Below are 25664 nucleotides of genomic sequence, written 5' to 3'. Positions count from 1 at the left end.
AGATTCATCGTCCCCACGCTCTGCGTGGGGACGATGTGCATTTGGGGTGCAGAACACCGTTACAGGTATTCCTGCAGATAGGTGAACTCGGGGGTGAGGCGGCCGCGATGAGCGATGATGGCGTTTTTAAGGGCGGGTGGAAGCTGCAGCGCTTCAAAGGGAACGGTGAGGTCCGCGGCTGCGAGCACAGGGACATGCGGCAACAGCGCTGCCCCGAAGGCCGTGGAGGCCTCGCGTGGGAGTTCCGTCGGCAACTTGTCGACAGCGAGAATGACAGGGCCATCCCCCTGATGTCCATCCCGCACCTGTCCTGATTTTGGCTCATAAACAAAGACGGGATTGAGTGCGTTGGTTTCCTTGACTGTCAGCTGCACGGAACCATCGATGTCACAGGTGATATCTCCGATGACGCGGAGCCGTGGCTTCTGCGTGCCGGACCACAGTGTTTTCGCTGCTTCGATGGTGACCAGGCGCGGGTACCGGGGCTCCCAGTATATCCCGTTGATCATCATGCTTAGGTACGGCAGGTACTGCTCGAAGATGGAACGGTAGCGCTCAGGCATATCATAAAATTCCTGCAGCTCAAATGGTGCATCATCCACCACCGGAGCGAACATGTCTTCTTCCCTGAACTCCACCTTGTAGACTACGTTTCGGGAGAACGTCCCCTGCCGGTAAAACGCTGCCAGGTCCTTCGCGGCTATCGTTTCCACGGGAAGCAGATCGTAGAGATGCTGCGCGCCACGCGATACATTGCCGTACCCGGTGAAGCCGCAGATGAAGGGAGTCAATTCCTCCGGCAATCCCTCCGTCCTGATCCGCTCACCCATCTCACGAAACGCACGTTCCGCATCACTGAGCAAACCGTACTCCGTGGCATAACGGACACCTGCAAACGGTGAGGCGATCCCTTCATGCTCGAGCCGTTTCCCCATGGCCCACATCGAATCGATCATGCCGGCGTAACCTGCGAAGTTCCCGAAAAACACGAGGCGTCGGCCCTCGGCGTCCTTGATCAACTCGTAGTCAAATAGCGTCATGTTTCGCTGCAGCATGTTTCGCAGCATATCCATGTTATAGGATTGCGCCTTGATGGTATGCGAGAAAAACATGTACGCCATGTCGTCGAGCATGTATTCGGTGTCGATTTCCTTGACGCCGAAAACGATGTTCGCATCGCGGAAGTCATCGCTCAGTTCGGCGCCCGCAGCAGCGTATTCTTCATCGGGAAATATGCGCTGCGGCATGCGCTCAACCAGCACACGGAGTCCATGATCGTTGACGAGTGATCGGACCTGATCTGGTGACAACGGTACACGCTGCTGCGTTGGATCCTTGGTCTCCCTACGAATTCCGATGGTGTTTTTCATGCTCTTCCCAGGTGAAAATGTAATACGGTTAAACTATTCATGCGCGTTCGCGGCGGGATGACAGGGCCGGGGAAAGCGCACACGGCCTACGGCTTCCTTGCGACCACCTGCGTGGTACCGGAGGGAGCGTCACGAACAATGATATCGACGAGTCCCGCCTCCGTCATCCACCCCTCCACTTCCTCCGCGGTAAACGTATCGCCGCCGGCAGTGGCTACAAGCATATTGAGAGCGAACAGGGCGCCGTGTTCGGGACGCACCCGGTCTTCTTCCATAATGAAATCCTGGATGACCAGCTGTCCCCCGGGATTGAGGGCAGTGGCACACTTTTTTACGAGCAGGGCGTTCTCTTCAGGTGTATTACTGTGAACGATGGCGGAAAGGAACACAAGATCGTAATCGCTGCCGATATCGTCATACAGATAGTTGCCGGCCAGTGTATCCATGCGTGCACTGAAGCCATTCTCCTCAATATACCTCGCAGTCAGGGGCACGACATCCGGTAAATCGAACACCGTCGCATGCAAATCCTGCTTGACGCGCAGCATCGCCATCGCGTACACACCCGATCCACCCCCAACGTCCAAAACGCGGGCGGCATCATGCAGATCGATAAGATTGACATCCCCCGGAGCCTGAGGAACGCCGCGATGGTGCATCGCCGCGATAAAGGATTCGAGCCAGGAACCATCCCGGTCTCCCGGAGTGTCACGAACCGTTGATGTTCCCGCCTTCACTGCTCCCGTGAGTCCACTCCAGAAATCCCACAGATTATTCACATGCGCGATGTTGCCGAGATATGCCGGACTCGATTTAACGAGATGTTTTTCGGCAATCGGCGTGTTCCGAAATACCCCGTCCGCCTTGCTCAGCAAACCCATCCCCACAAGGACATTCATCAGCCGGTCGGTCGCTCTGGCATCGGTGCCGCACTGTACGGCAACTTCGCTCGAAGTGCTGCCGTCAGATTTCAATGCAGAGAAAAGATCGATTTCAGCCGCGGTGAGCAATACCCGACTCTGACGAAACGCATTTGCGGTACGATAGACATCTTCCACTGTGCTGATGCTGGACATCTGGACTCCTTGGCTTGAAACAACTCTCCATGACAAAAATACGGCACGCGACCGGGATTTGACAGCTCTTTGACATTTCCATGACAAGTGCGCGGAGGCGGGTTGATATGTTTACTCTCGAATCCCAAACAGACGTTTCCTGCTCATCATCGACGAATATCAGAATGAACTACTGTCAAAAACAATGGATCAAGGAGCGCATCATGAAGTCGATTTTCACCACCCTGATGACACTGTTGCTTGTGGTCTCGCTGCAGGCACAGCCAAACCAGTATCTCACGATTCTGCATCTCAATGACACACATTCGAATATGCTTGCCGGCACCCCACGCTCGCCGCAAACGGGCCAGGGACTCGTCGGTGGCGCGGCCCGGGCCGCGACATATGTGCAATCCTGCTACGGCGAAACACTGCCGCCCGTGCTGCTGCATGCAGGCGACGCATTTTTCGGCGATCCCATGTTCAACCTGCTCGCTCTGCCTCCCGGCACACAGCGCTCCGTTGACCTCGAAGCCCTGATGGCCCTGAACTGCGACGCGATGGCACTTGGCAATCACGAGTTCGATGCCGGTCCCGATCTCCTGACCGAAGTTATCACCAACACCTTTGGCCTGGTGCCAGACTACGTGAACGAGCCGGACATCCCGTTGCTGTCTGCAAACCTGGAAATCCCGGCGAGCTACCCCAACGCACCGGTACTTGCGGGACACATCCACCCGTACACCATCGTGGAACGTGGTCCTTTCAAAATCGGCATCATTGGCCTGACAACACCGTCCACCAACGCCACCTCCATGCCGTCTCCCCTGCGCATCATCGGAATGGATGAGACGGAGATCGGTCAGGTTCTCGCCCAGGTTGGGGGTATCGCCCAGGATCTGATTGTCGACCAGGACTGCAACTACATCATCCTGCTCTCGCACATGGGCATGGAGCTCGACAAGCTCATCGCGACCAATGTTCCTCTGATCAATATCATCGTCGGGGGACATGACCACCTCGCGACAAAGAAACCGGTTGTGATCCAGAATGCCATGACGGGAGAAGATGTCTATATCGTGCAAACCGAGGGATTCTACCGTCAGATCGGAAACATCGAACTGCGCATGAATAATGGGGAAATTACCCTGCAGCACTACAAGCTCGTCGATCTCGATGCTTCCATTCAGGAAGATCAGACCATGCTCGCTGCACTGGATCCCGCGGTTCAGGGAATAGAAGCCTACGTTCCGGGAATGTTCTCCATGCCGATCACGAGCTGCAGCTGCCCGTTCACCGAGGTCGCGCACAGGCTGCGGACACCGGGACCCAAGGATACGCGGGTGGGCAATCTTGTCTCCGACGCGTTTCAGGATATGACAGGTGCGGATATCGGCCTGCAGCCCGGTGGATCGACTGCGCAGGCGCTGTATCACGGACCGATTCTCCCTGTCGACATCTTTCGCATGATCGGCTACGGTGCAAATGATGTGGATGCCATGGGCTTCCCGGTCGTTCTTTTCGACATCACCGGGGCCGAACTCGCGAAGGGTCTCGAATTTACGCTGGCGGATATCGACGTCGAAGATGAGTATTTCCTCCAGGTCAGCCGCAATCTCAAGTACGTGTACGATCCCACGAAACCGGCGGGCAGCCGGTTGTCGGCCGTACTGTTCAAGGGGAGCCCCCTTGACATGACAGCTACCTACTCGGTCGCCACCAACGAACTCGTTGTACTGTTCCTCAATGCGCTCGGTGTCGGGTACAGCAATCTGAGTTACTATCCCGACGCCAACTCCGAGTTTGAATTGCTGGTCAACTATATCGTCGGTACCGGTCTGACCTCGCTGCCCTGCGGACCGCATGCCGGCCGTATTGTGGCGACACCATCCCCGATTCTCCCAAACCCTACGGCGTCGACCCCGCCGATGGCGAAGATCACGAACAGCTCCCCCAATCCGTTCATCGGTGAAACTGCGGTGCAGTTCGAGGTGAACGGCGAAATGGCAGTCAGCGTCAAGGTCTATGACGTGATCGGACGTGAAGTCGCGACGCTGCACGACGGTTATGCCACGACTGGCGTCCACACCGCTCTGTTCAACGCAGACGGATTGCCCTCAGGAATGTATTTCTGCAGGATGCTCACAGCTGACGGTACAGTACAGACACTGAAAATGCTGAAGACGCGGTAATGTACCAGCACGGCACACGAAACGGACAACGCAGCGGGCGGCCTCCATTTGGAGGCGGCCCGTTGTTTTTACTAAAGGATATTCAGATATTATTCTATAATCCGTTTCCAAGCACCCAACAGCTCCGGGCACTCTTTCCCCTGGAATGGAAGAATCTCATGCCGTTTCTTCGGAACAAAGCGCTGCTGCTACTCCTGGACGTCCTGGCACTGCTTCTCTGCGTTGCCGGGGTTGAACAGAGCCGTCTGAAAGGCGGGCTGCATGCTGAACTCAAAGGGGAATACTCCAGTTCCATCGCGCCTGATTCCATCAGCGTGGCCTCCATATCGAAGATGGAACAGATCCTTCGTCCCGGGGACGTCATCTTGCGTGTCGACGGCTATCCACTGCACGAGGTGGAGGATGTCGAGCAGGTACTCGACACCCGGCACGCCGGTAGTGATGTCACGATCACCTACCGCAGGGACGGTGTCCTCAAGCACACGACATACACGCTCGCGTCCTTCTATTCGCCAACAGACATCGTAATTCAGTCCGGCGGGGTACTGATTTTTTTCGCCCTGGCATTTTTCGTTCTCTCCCGGCGTCCCTCCGATACCGAAGCCCTGCTCTTTCATCATCTTGCCATCACGGTTGCCGGGGTGATCGCGCTGACGCACGGGTATTTCATGATGGAGCCGGAAGGTCTCGGCCATCTGCTGCGTGCACTGCTGCCCTCCATTTATGCCTTTCTGGGGACGCTGATCCTGCACTTTTCACTGGTATTTCCACGTCCACGTCCGGTCTCACGCACGGTCCTCTCCCTCATGTATATTCCCTGCGTGATACTGACGGTTGTAGGACTCTACACGAGCTACCGCGCAACACTCCCCTTCGATCTTGCGCATGCTGGTGCGTATTTCGGGACGCTGACTGTCACACGGGTGTTCATGGTCGTGTGCAGCGGTATCGGTATTGCGATCATGCTGCGGACATTCCAGAATACGCGCGATGCGATCATCCGCAAGCAGATCGCCTGGGTGGTGTTCGGCGTAGGCTTCAGCATCCTGGTCTATCTGCTCTGGCAGCTCGGCAGTACCCAGTATGTCACGCGGCTGCTGCCGGCGGAATACAACCGCCTCGTCGACACGGTACGCCTTGACGAGAGCATCCTGATTCTTTCCCTGGTATTGACGGGCAGTTTCATTTCCATCGGCATCATCCGCTATCGATTCTTCGATATCGAATTCTTTTTCCGCCGGGGCACCGTCATCACACTCGTGGTGGCAAGTCTTTCTATCCTTTTCGCACTGATCCTGTACGCAGCGATGCTGCTTCTTACGCCATCGACAGCGATGGGCACGTATCTACTGGCGATTCTGACGCTGCTCCCGATATTGCTGCTTTTCATCCCCGTACGCTCACTGGTGCAGAAGTCCGTCGATCGCTGGTTTTTCAGGGTTGAATATGATTTCAGAAAAAGTCTGACCAGCATCAGCCGTGATATCGAGCACAGCGTCGAGCCCGGTGAGGTTGCGGAGGCAATTGTGCGAGGAATCGATGGAGTCATGCATCTGCACGGAGCGATGGTGCTTCTGGTGCGCGAGGACAGGCATCTCGACGTCATGGCGAAATCCGGGTTCCGACGCTGGAACTCCATGGGATTGACCGTGCATCCTGAACGACTGCAGGACCTCCCTTCCAAGCCCATTGTCCTGGCGAACGTGATGGAGAACGGCTGCGACGTCGAAGAGATGCGAATGGAGTTCGCCGACCGCTTTGGCGTAGTCATGCTGTTTACCATACGCGAGGAAGCTGGCGAGGTTCTCGGACTCATCGTGCTTGGCAACAAGCGGACGGGAACACGTTTCACCATTGAAGACATGGACATGCTGCACAGCATCACGACGCAGGCCGGGCTCCATCTCCAGCGACTGCGCCTGCAGGAGAAGCTGCTGCTCGAAAAAAGTGAAGCTGCGCGTCTTCGGGAGCTGAGCCAGATGAAGAGCTTCTTCGTCTCAGGCGTCTCCCATGATCTGAAAACACCCCTGACTTCCATCAAGCTCTTTTCCGAATTACTGGAGCAGCAGCTGCCCGAAGACGATGCCTCATCCCGTAAATATGTCGGCATCATGCAGGGAGAGTGCGACCGGCTGGGGAGATTGATCAACAATGTGCTCGACTTCACCCGTATTGAACGCGGAATGATGAAGTATCATTTCGACGTGACAGAGCTCAATGTCCTGGCGCAGCGTGCATACGACGTCATGCAGTATCAGTTCAGCGTCGCGGGATTTTCCTGCATCTGCGCACTTGATGATGCGCCGTTGTTGGTAGAGGCGGATGCGGATGCCATGATTGAGGCCGTGACCAACCTGCTCTCGAATGCCATGAAATACAGCGGGACCTCGAGGCGCATTGAACTGCGCACCGAGCGCAGAGGCTCGCATGCCATGTTGAAAGTGATTGACGAGGGACTCGGTATCGACGAGCAGGATATCGCACATCTGTTTGAACCGTTCTTTCGGTCGCGATCCGGAGCCGTACAGGAACATGGCGGGGTGGGACTCGGACTTGCACTCGTGAAACATATCGTCGACGCGCATCGCGGTGAGATCCATGTCGACAGTACTCCGGGCGGAGGCAGTACATTTACCATCACTCTTCACCTTGTGGAGGAAGCATGAAACGTGTCCTGATCATCGAAGACGATCCCGCCATTATCACCGGACTGGAGGCAAGTTTTACCGCCGAGCATTACGAGGTACACAAGGAAATGGACGGTGAGGCCGGATACCAGCAAGCCCTGAAGCTGCGCCCCGACATCATCATTCTCGACCTCATGCTCCCCTCAAAAAACGGGGAGGAGATCTGCAGAGATCTCCGCGGTAAAGACGTCACGACTCCCATCCTGATGCTGACCAGTAAAAGTGCGGAGATGGACAAGGTGCTCGGACTTGAACTCGGGGCGGACGATTACATGACCAAGCCATTTTCCCTCCGGGAACTGCATGCACGCGTGAAGGCGCTCCTGCGCCGCGCCCCCGATCTGCAGACCCCCGAAGAATTCACGACCGGGGATCTCTGGGTCAACCTCAAGACTTGTGAAGCGACGAAGAAAGGCGAAAGGGTCGACCTCAGCGCACGGGAATTCGAAGTACTCAAGTACTTCATCGTGCACAGGAATGAAGTCGTGACGAGGGACATGCTGCTCGATGATGTGTGGGGATATGATCAATATCCAACCACACGCACGGTGGACAACTACATTCTCTCCCTGCGGAAAAAAATCGAGGAAACCCCTTCATCTCCACAACATCTCGTGACCGTGCACACGGCGGGATACAAATTCATCGGCTGACGGTTATGATATTCCCCGGGCTCCCTCTATCTTTTGCATGAATTCCCCATGAGTGCAGGAAGCCTCACGTGACCCCGTTCAAAAAAGTCATCATCGCCCTCTCCTTCATGGTCAGCCTCCTGGTCATAGGGACCGGCGGCTATATGCTGCTTGAAGGGTACGTGTTCATTGACGCCCTGTACATGGCAGTGATCACGTTGGGTACCGTCGGATACCGTGAAGTCGCTCCGTTGAGCGACGCCGGGAAACTATTCACCATCTTCCTCATCATTGCGGGAATCGGCAGCGTCGCATATGCGGTTACGCAGGCCATCGAATATTTCATCAGTACGATTGTATTCAAGAGAAAGCGCATGGAACGGAGCATAGCAAAACTGACAGGACACGTTATTCTCTGCGGTTACGGACGAATCGGCCGACAGGTTGCCACGCAACTGGCCGCACGCGGTGTGCGCTTCGTGGTGATCGAACACGATCCCGACGTCATTGAGATACTCGATGGGATGGGATTCCTTTACGTGCAGGGGAACGCGACAGATGACGAAGCGCTTCGCAAGGGAGGCATCGATGATGCCTCGACTGTCGTAGCCACGCTGCCGACGAATGCGGATAACGTCTACGTCACACTGTCTGTCCGCAATCTGAACAGGGATATTCGTATCGTTGCACGCGCGGGTGATGCGGCATCTTCCAACAAGCTTCTCCAGGCCGGTGCCGACAAAGTCATATCCCCCTATGAACTCGGCGGCCGGTACATCGCCAACAGTGTTGTGCGTCCCCATGTCGTGAATTTCATGGATGTGGTCAGTGCGGCAAGGGATGAAAGCACGCAGAATCTCGAAATCGAATCGCTGCAGGTGACGGACAGCTGTGTCTACGCCAACAAGGCACTGCGCGATACCGACATCCGTGCCGAACTCAACATCATCGTCCTGGCCATAAAAAAGGCGGATGGAGAATTCGAGTACAATCCTTCACCCGACACGGTACTCGAAACGGGAGCAATGCTCATCTGTATCGGATTCGCCCATCACCTCGACCGGCTGGCCACCCTTCTGGGCGTAGGGAAAGAGTAGCATTCCCGCTCCTGTCCCACGTCAGGACGGCGCGCTACTCCCTGTCGGCCAGCACCACCAGGTGCAACCGTTCATGTATGCGGATCCGGTGCCTGCGATCGGGATTCAGCTCCACTGATCGCTCACCGCTCACCGGATCATCTTCGCAATACCCGATTGCTATCTCACCCTTGCTGATAGACGCGCGCAACAGCTGGTCAAAAGTCACAACCGCGTCGTCGCGGACATAACGCAGTGCATGCTTGAAGTAGATCTCGGCCCCTTCCTCATCCATCAGGTCACGCAGCACATGCTCGAGTCGTCTGTCCCTGCTGACCTGCGCGATAATACGACTGACAAGATCATTGCTGATGATCACATCCCGCACGGTGCCGGTCGATTCCGCCAGTTCCTTGTTTGAAAGATTGAGAATTTCTCCGACGATTTTTCTGGAACCAGTCCGTGCCATTCCCTCCTGCGCCTCCCCTGACGGCAACGGTGCAGTACCCTGTGAACGCAGCAGCAGCAGTGTCATAATCACTCTCGTATCCGGGTCCTCGACGAGACTGTCCTTCCACACATCACCGAGAACAATAATCGCATCGAATCCTGACGGGAGCAGCGCCTCGAGTACACCTTCCCGAAGATAATCTTCGCGTGTGATGGTGACGGCAAGCTCGTGTCCACTGCCGGAAGCGTGCTGCAGGACATCGGCAGAGATATCATCGGGGATTGCAGGACTGACAATTTTCATGGAAAAAGAGCTGCCGAGAGCGCGGGCATACGCGGCGTATTCTTTCAACAATGGCAGCACTTTTGCATTCCACCCGAGCAGCAGCACATGCCTGACTGGCGCAGCCTCCGGAACAGTTCCACCGTTGGGTGTCGGTGCTGTAGCAGGGAGTTCCGGATCGGCGCAGCGCATCCCTTTCTCGTTGCGTGAGAGCGCGATGATCTGATCCTCCTTCCGCAGACGAAAATCCGCGGCAGCGGATGCCGGCAGCAGCCGCACCATGCCATCCCTGTAGATGCCGAGGGGAATGGCGCTGCGGTAGGAGAACACGGCCTCCTCCCATGTACGTCCTTCGAGCTGAGGAGCCGCGGCGATATGTACCTCGTTCCCTGTATGCGAGAATACCTCACGGTAGACATCCACGAGTCCGTGCTGCCGTGCCGTCTGCAGGATGATCTTGCTCAGCTGTTCAAGCGGCTCGACGATGCTGATAGGGACATCGCCAGCAGCTGCCCGTGCAAGGCGCGCCATTGAGGGATGAAGGATTTCCGCAATCAATTGCGGCTTACGCCGGTCATCAGGCGCGGCGTCTCGGATAATATGCGCAGCAGCCATGACGCTCTTGACGACCTGGGCATCGCCCTGCTCCGAGCCCTCGTCACGCTGCAGAACGACAACGACCCTTGCCCTTTCGATGCTGAGCACTTCGAGATCTTTGATATCCGTCATCGAACCCTGCCGGATGACCCATCGGGTCCTGCGTCCCCTGCCGAAAGTTCTCCGCATCCTGGTCTCGACATCGTCAATCTGCATTCCGGTATGCAGTACATACACCTGCTTCCTGTTCTCAATACCCGCCTGAAGTTCACGGATAATGGGAACGACTTTCCCGCTCCATCCGAGGATAACAATATGTCCCTCTTCCACGACCCGTGAAGTGCCCCGCCGCAGCTGCTCTAGCCGCTGCTGGATGCGTGAACCGACGAGACCGATAATCGCTGCGAAAACGAGGAAATTGAACAGTGTGAGAAGGGTCGCCAGAATCTGGGGAAAGGTCCCCGTCTCCAGCCAGTAGGTTTCGAGTATATGCGTAATCACCCACCAGAGACGCACCGACGGCCAGTACGGTCCCTCACCTGTTGGGTCCGCCCCGTAGTCTGGTCCCGGAGTCACCTGGAATACCTCAACAATGATGAAGAACACCAGGACAACGGCGACGACGATCAGGGAGGAAATGAAAAGCTGAAGAGTGAAACCGGACTGGAAGAATTGGTCACTTCTGTACCGGAGACGTTCGCGAAGTGTGGGTTGTGGCATATTCGCGGTGCTGTGTGGTAGATGTCGAGGCAAACATAATGATTTGTGGGAATGCATGCCAATATCGGATAGTTTTCCCCGCAGAAAGTTGAGTCCAATCTTGACTGCCAGGGAGAAAGCATCTATATTCTCTCCAGATATCGCGGGTGTAACTCAGTTGGTAGAGTGTCAGCTTCCCAAGCTGAATGTCGCGGGTTCGAGTCCCGTCTCCCGCTCACCCTTTCCAGGAAGCCGGTACAATCGTGCCGGCTTTTTTTTCACTTCAGATGAAACGCTACTGGTGAAGGCCCGGGAGAATCGTCCTCTCAATTCCTTCAATCCCTGCTTTCCAAAAGTGTATAAAAAAACGTCCCGCGCCAACGGGACGTTTCATCCACGAGGTGATGCCGCTTTACTCAGTAAGCGCCATCGGAATGGGTTTCGAAGCAACCATGATAACCTCGAAACCACTTTCTGTGTGGCCACCCGATCCGTAACGGGACCGGATTTTCAATAACAAAAATCTATATACGAATAGGCAAAAGCTACAATCTCGATATCAACTGCTGTGAATATATGTCACATGTGATAAATATTCAACCCTCTATGCTATTTTTTTTAGTTCCTCTCTATTTTGGGCTGTTTTCGCTGATTTTATTTCACCCCTACGCAATATCTGTGTCCCTTTCTTGCTTCTGACACGTGTGACGTCTAATTTGCTTTTTTGTATTCAATGGAGAACAGCAATTGACTTTGACCTACAAGAATGCCGGGGTGGACATCGATTCGGGGGAAGAACTGGTCCGCCGCATTTCCGGGAATGTCAAAAGCACGCACGGACCGCGCGTCTTGACCGGTATTGGAGGCTTCGGCGCCCTTTTCGATGCATCTTTCACCGATTATCGTGAACCCGTTCTGGTATCCAGCGTTGACGGCGTCGGTACCAAGCTGAAGATTGCAGCGCTGGCGGACCGTCACGATACCGTGGGACAGGATCTGGTGAATCACTGCGTTAACGACATTCTGACCACCGGTGCCAAGCCGCTGTTTTTCATGGACTACTTCGCCACCGGGACATTGAATCCGGACGTGGCGGAACAGGTTATCAATGGTTTTGTCAAGGCATGCAGCGAAAACGGCTGTGCGCTGATCGGCGGAGAAACGGCGGAGATGCCGGGTATGTACGCTCCGACGGAGTATGATATTGCCGGGACAATCGTGGGACTGGTTGAAAAATCGAGCATCCTGCGGAGGGAAAACGTCCGCGAAGGCGATGTCCTGATCGGACTCCCCTCGACGGGACTGCATACCAACGGATATTCTCTGGCCCGTGCAGCCCTGCTGCCTCACTTCGCCATAGACGCACATTTCGATGATCTCGGCGGGACGCTGGCCGATGCCCTTCTTGCTGTGCACCGGTCGTATTATCAGCCCCTGTTTCCCCTGCTCTCCGAGGGCACCATCCACGGGCTCTCCCATGTCACAGGAGGCGGGATCATTGGCAATACCTCACGTGTGATGCCTGAGCAGCTCGCCCTGCGTGTCGCATGGGACGCCTGGGAGCGTCCACGCATCTTCTCGATGATTCAGGAACTCGGCAAAGTGCCGGAAGAGGACATGCGTCGCACATTCAACCTCGGCATTGGCATGATCTGTATTGTTGACAAAGACGCGGCGGATGGATTGATGTCCACACTTGCGGACGAGCAGCCGGTCATAATGGGCGAAGTGGTTGCTGCCTGACCTGCACGCTTTTGGATGAATATGAAAGCGTCATGTTCCGATCAGACGGGACATGACGCTTTCCATTTTCGGGTATGAGGGAAGTTTCAGCCGGCTTTCGCAACGACAAGACGCTGCAGGGCAGCATCGATGCAGCTGTTTTCGAGTGTCGCGTCACTTCCGTTCTTCCAGGAGAGCAGCATCGAGGTTACATCCTCTCGGGAGACATGATCCCAGCGCAGCTTGGGGTTACGGATGAAATCGCAGACGAGTCCGCGGACCTCCTTCTGCGTCGATGTGCGCAGGCTTGAGAGGAAAGCGAGAACGCTCTTCTGATCCCCGTACAGGCCACCGACGCGCAGGACGTAGCGCATGGCGTCGTACACGCGTTCATCATCCATGTAGCCGCAGGCACCTGCCACGAGATCGAATGCGCTGGGTGTGAGCGATGGCTGCGTACCGACGATACGCGCTGCGACACCGAGCGGAATCAGCTTTCGCCAGACGCGCGGATGGTCCAGTAATTCCTGAAGGTTCTGATATTCGAGCACGAAATGCTGCGTGTAGTAGTCAATCATCGCGTAGTTGATCAGATTCCTGGCATCCACCCAGTCGACGCTCATATCGATGAGTTCAATCACCACGGACGCTTTCTGCGGCTGCTGCTGCACGTAATGTCCGGCAATCATGGCCGCAATTTTCCGCAGATGAATGACCCCGTATCGATACCCATGCGAAATCCCGATGGAATTCGCCTGCGGGATTTCGACGACATGCAGCGGTGCGGCTTCCCAGAGCCAGCATGCAAAATCAAACCCGTTCGGTGGAAGGCCGGCGAAGCCTTCTGTCATGGCTTCGGCGATACGTCTCGCCATATCCCAGGCCGTGAGATAGCGATCACCAATTTTCGGTGGTGATTCGAGCTGTGTGATAATATCCGCGAGTACTTCCTCGAACGCGCCGCTGTTCACGGCCATACTGTTTGTGATATTACGATCAAATATGCTGCGAGCGGTTTGTTCGTCGGGTTGCAGCGGTGGTTGTTTGTAAGGCATGGCTCATCACATTCTGACTGATATCATTCCCCTTCCTCATATACAGCACAATACTCCGCTTGTTGCACGCCTGCACGTGCAGCAGCGGATTATTTTCTGTAACTCTCCGCAGCGAGTGCTGATGGGCTCCACAATTTCAGAAAGCGTGCTACCGCTTCCGGATCATGTCCCCCGTTCTTTTCGAGAAGGCCGCTGTCCTGCGTATGCAGCCGCGTCCCTTCACCGTCCAGCACCACAAGAACCGGGAAACCGAAACGCTGCGGCCAGGCGAGCCGCTCCATAACGTCCATATTCCGGTTTTCCTTGCTGTAGTTCACACGCAGCAGCACATAGTCGGTCTGCAGCAGCGAATCAATCACCCTGTTCGCCGACATCGTTCTGTCCAGCTTTCGGCACCAGCTGCACCAGTTACCGCCAACCTGAATCAGAACATGCTTCTGCTCCCGCTCAGCACGATGCACCGCCTCATCCACCTGCGCCATCGCATCCGCTTCCGGATCGTACAGCTTCTGCTTGTCCTGCGCACTCGCAACCGTCGCGCAGCAAAGCAGCAACACACAAAACCACACCAGCTGTCGCCAGCGGTCGGGCCTGTATGTAAAATGGGATAATATGCGCATTGTCGTACTGTGGTGTAAGGAATAAGATAGCAGGATATGGGATACCAGGAAAGGGAGATTTGAATACGAGGGCGAGGGCGATTTCGATTTCGATGATCGATTTCGATTTCGATGATCGATTTCGATTTCGATGATCGATTTCGATTTCGATGATCGATTTCGATTTCGACGATCGATTTCGATTTCGACGATCGATTTCGATTTCGACGATCGATTTCGCTCTCGCCATCGCCATCGTATATAAAAAAGCGCTCCAGTGTGCGTGAACTGGAGCGCTCTAACAAATACTCAGCATAAACTGAGAACCTTATTCCTCTTAAGCCTCGATCAGAGTGGTGCGTTCTGCCATGCGTGCGTCGATTTCGAGCACGTGAGGGATTTTGGCGCTGGTTGCGAGTACCTGATCGGAGTAGAGGATGAAGTGTGCCTTACCGTCATCGGTCGGGAAGGTGCGGTCGATGCGGCCTTCGAGTCCCTGCTGACGGATGAAGGACATCATTTCCTGCGAGAGGTCCTCGTAGCCGTTGAATTCCGGCTTGAGTCCTTCCATCTCGAGAAGCTTGCGCAGCAGTTCGATGTTCGACATCCCGTTGGCGGGCTCACCGATGGGATTGGTCTGCTGACGCACACCGGCCCAGTTCGTGAGGTGTCCCTTGCTCTCGAGATAACTCGACATCGGGAGGAATACATCTGCCATCTGGGCGGTCTCCGTCAGGTACATGTCTGCCACGACGAGGAATTCCAGATTGTTGATGAAGGCATTGTAGTCTTCCGATGCGGAAGGATTCTCACCCAGGACGAAGGCGGCGCGGATTTTATCTTCGCGGATTTTCCGGGAGATGTTCGTGCCGCTTTCAAGCACCTTGCTGATGTCGTGCTTCCAGAAGCGATTGACGGCATCGAGGATGCGCTCGTTCTTGATGTTTGCACCACCCGGCAGCATCTGGCGGTCGAAACCGGCGATGCTCATTCCGGTGTGATTGCACTCGCTGGTGAACAGCGCGATACCGGAGCCTTCAACGCCGATCTTGCCGAGCATCATCATCAGCGTCGCCAGAGCCTTCAGATCGTCGTTCGCACGGTCGAGCCTGCTGTCGAGGTTATACCATGCGACCACCTTCTTCTCGGGATCGAGCAGAAGCTCGACAATACGGGTGATCTGCACTTCCGGAACGCCGGTGACGCTCGCGACATCGGAGAGATCAATGCTCTCGAGCTGCGCCTTCACCTGATCGAAATTCGCGGTGCGGCGTCCGATGAAGTCTTCATTGATCCCACCACGGCGCAGCAGCTCGGCAATGACACCATTGAGCAGCTTGGTCGAGGTACCGCGACGAGGATCCGCCCACACGCTGGCATGCGGTACGAGGTCGATCTCGGCGCTGTTGATCACGATCGCTTCCGTGCCCTGGCGCATGCGACGCTTGACCCGCCAGCCCATGACAGGATTCTCGTTGGTGGGATTACCACCGAGGAACAGATAGAGATCTGCGTTTTCGACTTCTTCGACACTCACGCTGGCAAGCGTGCTTCCGAGCATCTCATCGAGTGCGTGATAATCGGCACCACTGACGAGCTTGTGGAAGGAAACGAGGTTGTTCGTCTCGAGTGCGGTGCGTCCATAGCGACCGGCAAGATAGAGTTCCTCGTCCGTCAGCTTCGGCGAAGCGGATACGAGCACACTGTCTGCGCCGTAGTCCTCAAGAATGCGCTTACGTCCCTTGTGAATGGCCTCAAAGGCTTCTTCCCAGGAGACTTCCACGAGTTCGCCGTCCTTGCGAACCATCGGCTTCTTGACGCGGCTGCCATCGAGATAATGCTGATAGCCGAAGCGTCCCTTCACACACAGCTCGCCAAAGTTCGGAGCCATGTCGGGGGCTGCGCCGACGACGTAAAACAGATCCGGGGCTTTCACTTTCAGCGTGACGTTGCAGCCAACCGAGCAGTAGTTGCAGACGTTGAAGACGGCATCCATCTGCCAGGGACCCGAACGACGGAACGGCATTCTTTCGACGAGGGTGCCGGTAGGACACACGTCGATGCAGTTACCGCAGCTCACGCAATTGGTTTCGTGCAGGGCTTTCTCCATCGCCGGCTTGACGATGGTTCGGAAGCCGCGGTTGACGAATCCGAGCGCGGCCACGTTCAGGATGTCCTTGCACGTATTGACGCAGCGGCCACAGTTAATGCACTTGTTCGAATCAATCTTGATGAAGGGATGACGCGTGTCGGGGGTGTAGCGGTTGAACTCACCCACGAAGCGTGTCTGATCCACACCGTACTCAGTGCAGTAATCCTGCAGACGGCAGGAGAGTCCTGCATCGCAGCCGCATTCCGCGCAGCGAAGCGCTTCTTCAAATGCGGTTTCATCACTGTAGGCTTTCTCCACTTCACCAAAACCTTTGAGGCGTTCGGCGACAGGGATCTCCTCTGCGTGATGACGCGTGCTTTCCTTGACGAGAGGGATGTCCTCGCGTGTCATTTTATGGAAGTTGTCACGCTTGGATTCGAAGCGGTCGGTCAGGGGTTCCACAATGCCTGTCTGCACATATTTGTCGATCGCTCGGGCAGCCATGCGTCCTGCGGCGATGGCATCGATCGCGTCAGCGGGACCCGTGACCACGTCACCACCGGAGAACACACCCGGACGATCGGTTTCAAACGTGCCGGACTTCGCTTCGATGGTTTTCCACTTGGTCACCTGGATGTCTTCGACCGTATCGACACCGTCGAGATCCGGCTCCTGTCCGATAGCAGAGATGATCCAGTCGCAGTCAAGCGTGTATTCGGATCCTTCGATCTTCACCGGACGGCGACGGCCGCTTTCGTCGGGCTCGCCGAGCTCCATGCGAAGGCATTCGAGGGATTTCATACGTCCCTCTTCCACGTTGACTTTCGTCGGCGCGGCGAGGAATTCCATCTTCACGCCTTCTTCTTCGGCGGCAACGATTTCCATCTCGTTGGCGGGCATCTCATTGCGCGTGCGGCGATACAGCAGCACGACTTCTTTCGCACCGAGACGAAGCGACGTGCGGGCAGCATCGATCGCGGTGTTACCACCACCGACCACAACCACGCGTCCCTTGATGTCAGGATTTGTTTTCATCTCGACGTTGCGCAGGAATTCGACGCCGGAGAGCACGCCCTCGGCTTCCTCGTTTTCCACGCGCATGGGCTTGCCGATCTGTGCGCCGAGTGCGACAAAAACCGAGCGGAATCCCTGGTCAAAGAGATCGTCCATCGAGAAGTCCTTACCCAGCATGCGGCCGGTATGTACTTCCACACCGAGATCGGTAATCCAGCTGATTTCCTTGTCGAGCACTTCCTTCGGGAGGCGGTACTCGGGGATACCGTAGCGGAGCATACCGCCGAGATGCGGGAGGGCCTCGTACACGACCGGACGATACCCTTCAATGGCGAGATAGTACGCCGCGGTGAGTCCGGCGGGACCACCACCGATAATCGCGACACGCACGCCGTTGTCGTCCTTGACTTCCGGCTTCCACATGTCACCGATCATATCCTGATCGGCCACATAGCGTTTCAGGAAATCGATGCCCACCGGAGAATCGACCAGCGTACGACGGCAGTTGACCTCGCATTTGCGAGTACAGACGCGTCCGCAGACCGAAGGCAACGGGTTCTTTTCCTTGATCAGCGCGACGGCTTCCTTGAATTTGCCAAGGCTGATGAGCGACATGTAGCCCTGGATGTCGACATCTGCCGGACAGTTGAGGCGGCAGGGGCCGAAGCAGTCGGCGTAGTGATTTGAAACGATCAGTTCGAGACAGGTCTTGCGCGCGCGGCGGACTTTCTCGGACTGTGTATTAATGACCATGCCTTCGCCGACCTTGGTCGAGCACGACGGGAAGAGTTTATTCTGTCCTTCCATCTCCACTACGCAGAGGAAGCAGGAGCCAAACGGCGGCAGCTTCTCGTCGTAACAGAGCGTGGGAATCGTGTCGATACCCTGATCTTCACATACCTGGAGGATGGTCTTGTCGGGGGATGCGGTTACTTGCTTTCCGTTTATCGTAAGTGTTACCATGGTGCACCTCAATCCTTCGTTACCGCGTCAAAGCGACACACTGTGAAACATTTTCCGCACTTGATGCACAGATCCTGGTTCAGGTAATGCATCTCTTTGCGCTCGCCTGTTATCGCGGCCGTGGGACAGGCCCGTAGACAGGCCGTGCAGCCGTTACAGTTTTCATTGATATCATACGTGAGCAGCGAGGCGCATTCGTGTGCGGGGCACTTCTTGTCTTTAATATGCGCTTCGTACTCTTCGCGGAAGTATTTGAGCGTCGTGATGACGGGGTTGGGAGCCGTCTGTCCGAGTCCGCACAGCGACGCCGAACGGATCTGTTCGCTCAGTTCCTCGAGGTTATCGAGGTCTTCCATCGTTCCTTCGCCCTCGGTGATGCGCTCAAGAATTTCGAGCATGCGCTTGGTTCCGATGCGGCAGAACGTACACTTGCCGCAGGATTCCGCCTGCGTGAAAGTGAGGAAGAATTTCGCGACGTCGACCATGCAGGTCGTTTCGTCCATCACGATGAGACCGCCCGACCCCATGATGGCGCCGGTTTTGTTTACTTCCTGGTAATCGACTGCGATATCGCACATCGAAGCCGGGATACAGCCGCCGGATGGACCACCCATCTGCACGGCCTTGAACTCCTTGTCGTCATGGATACCGCCGCAGACGTCAAAAATGATCGACTTGATGGTCAGTCCCATCGGCACTTCGATCAGTCCCGTACGCCGCACCTTTCCTGCCATGGCGAACACCTTGGTGCCCTTGCTGTTCTCGGTTCCATACCCGGCAAAGGCGCTGCCGCCGTTGGCGATGATCCAGGGTACATTGGCGAAGGTTTCAACATTGTTGATGTTCGTTGGTTTTCCCCAGAGACCGGAGACAGCCGGGAAAGGAGGACGGAAGCGCGGCATGCCGCGGCGTCCTTCGATGGACGCGATCAGTGCGGTTTCCTCACCACAGACGAACGCACCGGCACCTTCCTTGATCTTGATCTTGAAATTGAAGCCGGTGTCGAGGATGTTCTCTCCGAGCAGTCCGCGCTTCATGGCCTGGGAAATCGCCAGACGCAGGCGTGCGATTGCTTTCGGATATTCCGCGCGACAGTAGATATACGCTTCGTCGGCGCCGATCGCGTATCCTGCGATCATCATACCTTCGAGCACGGAGTGCGGATCGCTTTCAAGAATCGAACGATCCATGAACGCGCCCGGATCGCCCTCGTCAGCATTACAGATAATGTATTTTTTCGTGCCTTCGGCACCGCGGGTAAACTGCCATTTCTTGCCCGTCGGGAAACCGCCGCCTCCGCGTCCGCGGAGTCCGGAGGCCAGCACTTCGTCGATCACCGTTTCCGGTGTCATTTCCTTCAGCGCCTTGGTTACGGCCTTGTAGCCGTCGCGCTCGATATACTCTTCGATACTGCCCGGATCGATGATACCCGAGTTGCGCAGCACGATGCGTACCTGATTTTCGAAGAAGCCCTTTTCCCTGTCCTCGCCCGTGGCGAGCCAGTCGTCGATGACGGTATCGCCGACGATATCCTCTTCAACAATGCGGCCCACGCGATCGGGTGATACTTCGGCGTAGAGGTGGCTGCCGCCATTGCCGTCCTGGATTTCTACCAGTGGCTCACGGTAGCACATGCCTATACAGCCGGTTTCCTTGAGTTCAAATGCGCCGGGATGCTCTTTGAGTTCTTCCTGCAGCGCCCGGTAAACTTTTTCTCCGCCTGCGGAAATACCACAGGTTCCGAGTCCTACTAATACTGTTTTCATGTATGCCTCGCCGCCTTTACTGTTCGCTTGCTTTGGCGCGACGCTGGGCATCGCGAAGGATTTTACGCAGCTTCGCTGCTGTGAGGCGACCGAACACCTCACCATTAATTGTGATCACCGGAGCGAGTGAGCAGCAACCGATGCAGGCCACTGACAGCAGCGAGAATTCGCCGTCGTCGGTCGTCTCGTCATAGTTGACGCCCAGCTCTTCCTGGATCGTGTTATAGAGCATCTTCACGCCGTTGACATGGCAGGCTGTGCCATTGCAGACGCGAATGATATTCTTGCCCAGCGGTTTGGTGCGGAACTGCGCATAAAACGTTACCACCCCGTAAATCTCAGCGGCAGGGATGCCGGTGACATGGCTTATATAATGAATAGCCTTTTCCGGGACGTACCCGTAGGTGTCCTGTGCCGACTGCAGCAGCGGAATGAGCGCACCCTCATGTCCGTCGTACTTCCAGAGGTCGACATTGAATTGTTTGAATTCTTCAGTGTGTTGTTCTACCATCTGTCTGCCTCTATAATTGGGTGAGGTCGATGATCCAGTCACGTTTCACGCGGAGCATGCCGTCGAGGGGACGCACGGCGCTCTCCACCATTTTGTCTACGACCTCGAAGGTCGCGCCTTTGATCGCAGCCACGGCACCACAGTCGCCGAAGGCGAGAGCGGGAAAGGAATTCTCAGGCAGCGCCTTGAGCGCTTCCTGCACCTCGGCCGCTTTCTCACTGTCGACTTCCATCGTCAGCCATGCATACGTGGGTTCAGCTTCGACAGTGAAGCCGCCGCGAATTTCGTTGTCTACCTCGCAGTACAGCATGTTCTGTACACCGGGCAGATCTGCGAGCTGGTCGCGCACCGTATTATCGGACAGCGCAACGGCCAGGTGATAATGTCCGTCCACGGCATGCCAGGACTGAGTCTGTGGCATTCCGCGCACCGCATCGATTGCGGGGAGAAGTTGTTCGGTATCCCCGAAGAAAAGGAACGCATAGGCACCAGTGCTCATGATACCTTCCTTGTATTGTTTCTGAGAGAGGAAAAGACGAGGGAAGATCTATGGAAGGATGTCTGCGGATGCTGAGAAATGGTCATGCACAAATCGGGTCTGACGGGTTTCTGCAGTGAAAAGTGGCAGTTCTCGTGAATCAAAATGTGAAAAAAATAAACAGATACCAAGACCCGGAATCTTTTTTTCAGGTCAAAAAAAATTAAGCATTTGGGAAGGGATTCAGTCCCTGGTGCCGGACGGACGTCCGCGTGAGACGAAAGGATTATTCTCCAGGAAGAAGCGCCAGGGCAGTTCTTTGCTGCGGGAAATGCCGATACGGGTGGAAACGGCAATTTTCGAGGATGATACCGCTTCCACATCGAGAATTCCGACGACCCCTCCATCGAGCGGCAACCCATTCTCTTCCCTGGCGATGCCGAGCGCCTGGCAGAGTTTGGCCGGTCCATTGCTCAAGTCGACATCCTTTTTATCCCCACCCCTGTTTTCTCTCATCACCTCAATCCCGTCCATCGGTTCGATCGCGCGCAGCAGCACGGCCGCTCCCGTCCCCTCCCCTTCGACGACCACATTCATGCAGAAATGCATGCCATACGTAAAGTAAACATACAGCAATCCCCCATCCCTGAACATCACCCGGTTGCGTCCCTTCTCTCCCCCATAGCTGTGCGCAGATTCATCCCCATCCTGATGGTATGCCTCCACCTCCACGATGCGTCCACTCAGCAGCTGCCCGTCCAATTTTCGTACGAAGATTTTTCCCAGCAGCTCTCGCGCAACCGTAAGCACCGGACGACGATAGAATTCAGGGGGGAGGAAGTTCATACAGGGAAGATAATTGTTTTTTCCGCTCCGCGGAGTTGTTTCCCTCCGCTCCGCGGAGGGAGGTGTTTCCCCTCGCTTCGCGAGGTGAGGTGTTTCCACCGCTGTGCGGTGGAGGTATCTTTACCGTTTCACGGTGATGTTATTATCCTGGAAAAAGACCGGACCAGCGAAGCTGGGCCAAAAACTCCATCCGCACAGCGGATGGAAATAGCTACTCCGCATCGCGGAGGAAACAACGACTCCGAGCGCCGAAGGCGCGAGGAGGCAATACCTACTCCAAAACCACTCGCCGCTGTAGGCTCCCCTGCGCATGCGTGAGACGCAGGATATACACGCCGCGAGGGAGAGCGCTGACGTCAAGGGTGAGCGTGCCGTTGTGCGGAACATGCCGCGAAAGCCGCTGCCGTCCGAGTAAATCATGCAGCGTGACCGTCATCGATCCCTGGCAGCCGGAAATATGCAGATTCTGCATATTTCGCGCGGGATCGGGGTAGACACTAAGCTGCGGGGTGTTCGCAATTGGTGAACGCATGTCGAGCGTGCTGACCAGCAGCGTGTCGCTGCGCTGCGTGCGTCCACAACTGTCGACGACTTCCACCCAGTACCTGCCTGTGCGTGTAACATGGTGCACCGAGTCAGTTTCCCCTGGAATTCGCACTCCATCCCATACCCACTGAATTGACATAGCATCAGATGTTGTGAACAGGGAGTCGCCGCTGCGAGCAAGCCGAGGACGTTCTTCTCCGTGGTAACGAATACGCACCGCGTCCGTTGAATTTTCACAACCTCCCGGACTCAGATAAGTCACCGCGTAGATCCCTGGCTGTGTCACGAGAATATTTCTGGTGGTATCCTTTGTGTTCCAGAAATACAGAACCTGGCCGGCAGGAGCGGTGAGACGAATGGTGTCACCCGGGCACATGGCTGTCCCACCGTCAATTTCAATTATCGGCGGAGGATTGAACTCTCTATCGACATGGACAGGATTCGACCGGAGCATGCATCCGCTTGCAAGCATCACATCAACGTAATACCACCCGGTATCGGAAATAGCCACAGCACGTGTCGTGTCACCGGTAGACCATTTCCAGCCGTAATAGCTATCCTCAGTGTAGAGACGGATAGGCCAGCTGTCACAAAGTGTAAGTCCCGTGGGTGCATAAATCTCCGGCAACGGAAGTGTCGACGCATCAAAGATTCGCACGCTGTCGCGAACCTCACAACCATTGGAATCGATCGCCGCGAGAGAATAGTCCCCAGCAGCTGACACCACAATCGACCTCGTGCGTTCACCGGTTGACCACGCAACATCAGTGATACCGACCGCTGCTTCGAGTCGGATTCCAATCCCATTGCAGAGTGCGCGTCCATCCGGCGTGAAAATTGCAGGCAACTGGGATCCGAACAACCTGCATTCAACCGTCCGCGGAAAGCTCATGCAGCCTGCGCTGTCCCAGGCCGTCACCGTTACCAACTGCCAGTCATCCGGTGTTATCGTTATGCTCCGCGTACTATCTCCCGTTGACCACGCGTAACGCGGATATTGCTCTGTCACGGTAAGGCGAAGTGTATCCTCTTCACAGAGCCAGGCTACATCACCGACGTTAAGCGTGACCGAGGGAGCGGCAACGCTCACCCGAACTGTATCCGTAGGATGTGTGCAGCCCGAAAAATCCACTGCCACCGCCCAATACTCTCCCTCCGTACTTGCGACCATTGTTTCCGAGGGCGTTGAAGATCCGTTCCAGAAATATCTGCAGCCAGCGGTATCACCTGCAACTGTCAGCTCAAGCTGTTCACCATTGCATATCTGCAATCCACTGCCGGTATCGATACGAACAACGCGCTTGCGCGGCATATCCACAAGGACACTTTTCGATCGCAGAGTATCACCGAGAAAGCTCACGACATCAACGAAATAAACTCCACCCTCATCAATGGATACGCTTTCCGTCTTTGCCCCGTTGGACCAGCGGTATTCAGAGAAACCTTCATTCGCACGCAGGATGACCACATCACCAGGACAGGCCGACACGGGGCCCTCCGGCTCGATAATCGGAAACAGTTTGGGTACGATGTAATACCCACCGTCGAGTACATCAGTAAGGATGCAGGGATAGTTGGTTTGCACATTCGCGCTCAGTGGGAAGAAAGTGCTGTCAAATACACCCAGTGTACCGTACCGTAATGCAAACAGAGTATCATTGGACTGTACACTCAACGTGTCGAATAGCTGTATTCGTATGCTGTCGGTATATTCGTCCAGACTCATCGACAGACCATTGAGTGGACTGTCTGGCGGGATGGTAACGTCGAGAATATCTCGAGCAGGGCGACCGTTTGTAATTGTAATATCAAATGGGAACAACGTTCGGCTCCCGAGAGATTCATCCAGCAGGAAGGGAACACTGACGATATCGGTCGGCTCCGAGACAACTGTTCCAAGACGGAAATGCTGTTCTCTGAACGTTGTTGAATCGAGCGGCGCTCTGTATGTCTGACTTTTCTCGTCCGCACCATTGCAGAAATCCTTCAACTGCACCGACACCGTGCGCATGCTGCCATCTGCACAGCCGCGCTCATAGGTCAGGACGCATTCATAAAATCCCTGAAAAATAATACTGCTGATTTCCTGGTAGATGGCGGCCATCTGCCCTGCGTTCGGTCTCCGGTAGTACCTGCCACCGGTAAACAGGGCCAGTCTCTCAAGATCCACATCCTGGATTGTATACCCGGTACTGATGGTAAACACACGCAACCGGTTACGGTTTGCCAGACTGATAATTTCATCGATGCCATGTTCTGAAGCATTGTCCAGTCCATCAGTGAACACGAGAATCGCTCGGCACTGATTAACGCCGGAATTTATCAGTTCCTCAATCCCACGAATAACCCCATCAAAGGTGTTCGATTGCCCACCGCTCTCCAGCTGCTGTACGGCCGGGAGAAGCAGTAGTTTTAGTGGCGTCATAATCTGTTCGACTCTTATATCGTTCCCGGCAGAAATGAGTGTCGCCTCATCGATCTGTCCATCCAATAAATCAACAAACGATTTCATCAACAGCTTCGCATCATCGAGCGCTTCCCCTCGCATACTCCCGCTCACATCTGCGACCAGCGCCACAGAAACAGCGCAACGAATGGAAGGATCCGGACACCAATACGTGAAATTTTCGATTTCTTTTCCATTCTCAAGGATGGCGAAGTTCTGTTTGACCATATCATGCGCTGGCACACCGTCACAGCTGACCGCGAAGTACACTTCTATCGTCGGCCAGTTCACGGTGATCCGCTTGAAGTTCAGATTCGGCTGCGCCTGCGCGCTGCTAGCGAGCAGAATGCAGAGAATGATAACTGTCGTGAGGTGTTTCATATTTCCTCTGTAACAATTGAACCACGATGCCGCGAAGGGACGAAGGGAAGTTTTTGGTCCAGCTTCGCTGGTCCGGGCTTGAGCCACGACAACCATTTCACCATGACACTGTGACAACACCTCCACCGCGTAGCGGTGGAAAAGCCTCACCTCGCGAAGCGAGGGGAAATACCTCCTCCGCATCGCGGAGGAAAGCACGACTCC

General features: G+C 55.5%; 16 protein-coding genes and 1 tRNA gene. 6 read left to right on the top strand and 11 right to left on the bottom strand.

The window, feature by feature from the left end; translation table 11 throughout:
* Nucleotides 1–59: 59 nt before the first annotated feature.
* Both KQI65_03200 and KQI65_03195 read right to left on the bottom strand, forming a co-directional pair.
* Entirely contained in the window at nt 60–1370 is a 1311-nt protein-coding gene (locus tag KQI65_03200; GenBank protein ID MCB2203728.1) for a hypothetical protein, read from the bottom strand.
* A gap of 86 nt (nt 1371–1456) precedes the next feature.
* Nucleotides 1457–2446 (bottom strand): methyltransferase, encoded by a 990-nt coding sequence (locus KQI65_03195; protein MCB2203727.1) that lies wholly within the window; start codon nt 2444–2446, stop codon nt 1457–1459.
* Nucleotides 2447–2649: 203 nt separating this feature from the next.
* Between KQI65_03195 and KQI65_03190 the strand changes: the two genes are divergently transcribed.
* The 4 genes from KQI65_03190 to KQI65_03175 all read left to right on the top strand — a co-directional run bounded on the left by KQI65_03190 (nt 2650) and on the right by KQI65_03175 (nt 9033).
* On the top strand, nt 2650–4617 hold the full coding sequence (locus KQI65_03190; protein MCB2203726.1) for a 5'-nucleotidase C-terminal domain-containing protein: 1968 nt from the start codon (nt 2650–2652) through the stop codon (nt 4615–4617).
* A gap of 158 nt (nt 4618–4775) precedes the next feature.
* Nucleotides 4776–7283 carry a PDZ domain-containing protein gene (locus KQI65_03185; protein MCB2203725.1) on the top strand — a complete coding sequence of 836 codons (2508 nt, stop codon included), beginning with the start codon at nt 4776–4778 and terminating at the stop codon, nt 7281–7283.
* The gene (locus KQI65_03180; protein ID MCB2203724.1) at nt 7280–7957 is read left to right on the top strand and encodes a response regulator transcription factor; all 678 of its coding nucleotides are present in this window, start codon (nt 7280–7282) and stop codon (nt 7955–7957) included. The genes KQI65_03185 and KQI65_03180 overlap by 4 nt, the downstream gene beginning before the upstream one ends.
* 68 nt (nt 7958–8025) lie before the next feature.
* Complete coding sequence (locus KQI65_03175; protein ID MCB2203723.1) at nt 8026–9033, top strand: potassium channel protein; 1008 nt, start codon at nt 8026–8028, stop codon at nt 9031–9033.
* 34 nt (nt 9034–9067) lie between these two features.
* Here the strand turns inward: KQI65_03175 and KQI65_03170 are convergent, their stop codons facing one another.
* Complete coding sequence (locus KQI65_03170; GenBank protein ID MCB2203722.1) at nt 9068–11062, bottom strand: hypothetical protein; 1995 nt, start codon at nt 11060–11062, stop codon at nt 9068–9070.
* Between the two features lie 142 nt (nt 11063–11204).
* On the opposite strand from KQI65_03170, the gene KQI65_03165 reads away from it, so the two are divergent.
* Nucleotides 11205–11277, top strand: a tRNA-Gly gene (locus tag KQI65_03165).
* Nucleotides 11278–11794: 517 nt separating this feature from the next.
* A complete protein-coding gene (purM, locus tag KQI65_03160; GenBank protein MCB2203721.1) occupies nt 11795–12784 on the top strand; it encodes a phosphoribosylformylglycinamidine cyclo-ligase in 990 nt (329 codons plus the stop codon).
* A gap of 86 nt (nt 12785–12870) precedes the next feature.
* Here the strand turns inward: purM and KQI65_03155 are convergent, their stop codons facing one another.
* From KQI65_03155 to KQI65_03120, 8 genes are all read right to left on the bottom strand, one after another.
* Nucleotides 12871–13818 carry a hypothetical protein gene (locus KQI65_03155; protein MCB2203720.1) on the bottom strand — a complete coding sequence of 316 codons (948 nt, stop codon included), beginning with the start codon at nt 13816–13818 and terminating at the stop codon, nt 12871–12873.
* 89 nt (nt 13819–13907) lie between these two features.
* A complete protein-coding gene (locus KQI65_03150; protein MCB2203719.1) occupies nt 13908–14438 on the bottom strand; it encodes a thioredoxin family protein in 531 nt (176 codons plus the stop codon).
* 316 nt (nt 14439–14754) lie between these two features.
* Complete coding sequence (locus KQI65_03145) at nt 14755–18486, bottom strand: molybdopterin-dependent oxidoreductase (GenBank protein MCB2203718.1); 3732 nt, start codon at nt 18484–18486, stop codon at nt 14755–14757.
* A gap of 8 nt (nt 18487–18494) precedes the next feature.
* The gene (nuoF, locus tag KQI65_03140) at nt 18495–20252 is read right to left on the bottom strand and encodes an NADH-quinone oxidoreductase subunit NuoF (protein ID MCB2203717.1); all 1758 of its coding nucleotides are present in this window, start codon (nt 20250–20252) and stop codon (nt 18495–18497) included.
* A 16-nt stretch (nt 20253–20268) separates the two neighbouring features.
* Nucleotides 20269–20763 (bottom strand): NADH-quinone oxidoreductase subunit NuoE, encoded by a 495-nt coding sequence (gene nuoE / locus KQI65_03135; GenBank protein MCB2203716.1) that lies wholly within the window; start codon nt 20761–20763, stop codon nt 20269–20271.
* A gap of 10 nt (nt 20764–20773) precedes the next feature.
* On the bottom strand, nt 20774–21262 hold the full coding sequence (locus tag KQI65_03130) for a hypothetical protein (GenBank protein ID MCB2203715.1): 489 nt from the start codon (nt 21260–21262) through the stop codon (nt 20774–20776).
* 222 nt (nt 21263–21484) lie between these two features.
* Entirely contained in the window at nt 21485–22087 is a 603-nt protein-coding gene (locus tag KQI65_03125; GenBank protein ID MCB2203714.1) for a DNA-3-methyladenine glycosylase, read from the bottom strand.
* Between the two features lie 271 nt (nt 22088–22358).
* Entirely contained in the window at nt 22359–25460 is a 3102-nt protein-coding gene (locus tag KQI65_03120) for a T9SS type A sorting domain-containing protein (GenBank protein MCB2203713.1), read from the bottom strand.
* Between the last annotated feature and the right edge of the window lie 204 nt (nt 25461–25664).

Source organism: bacterium, assembly GCA_020444325.1.
Classification (GTDB): Bacteria; Bacteroidota; Ignavibacteria; order SZUA-365; family SZUA-365; genus BM516.
This window is presented reverse-complemented; position numbering and strand designations above follow the sequence as displayed.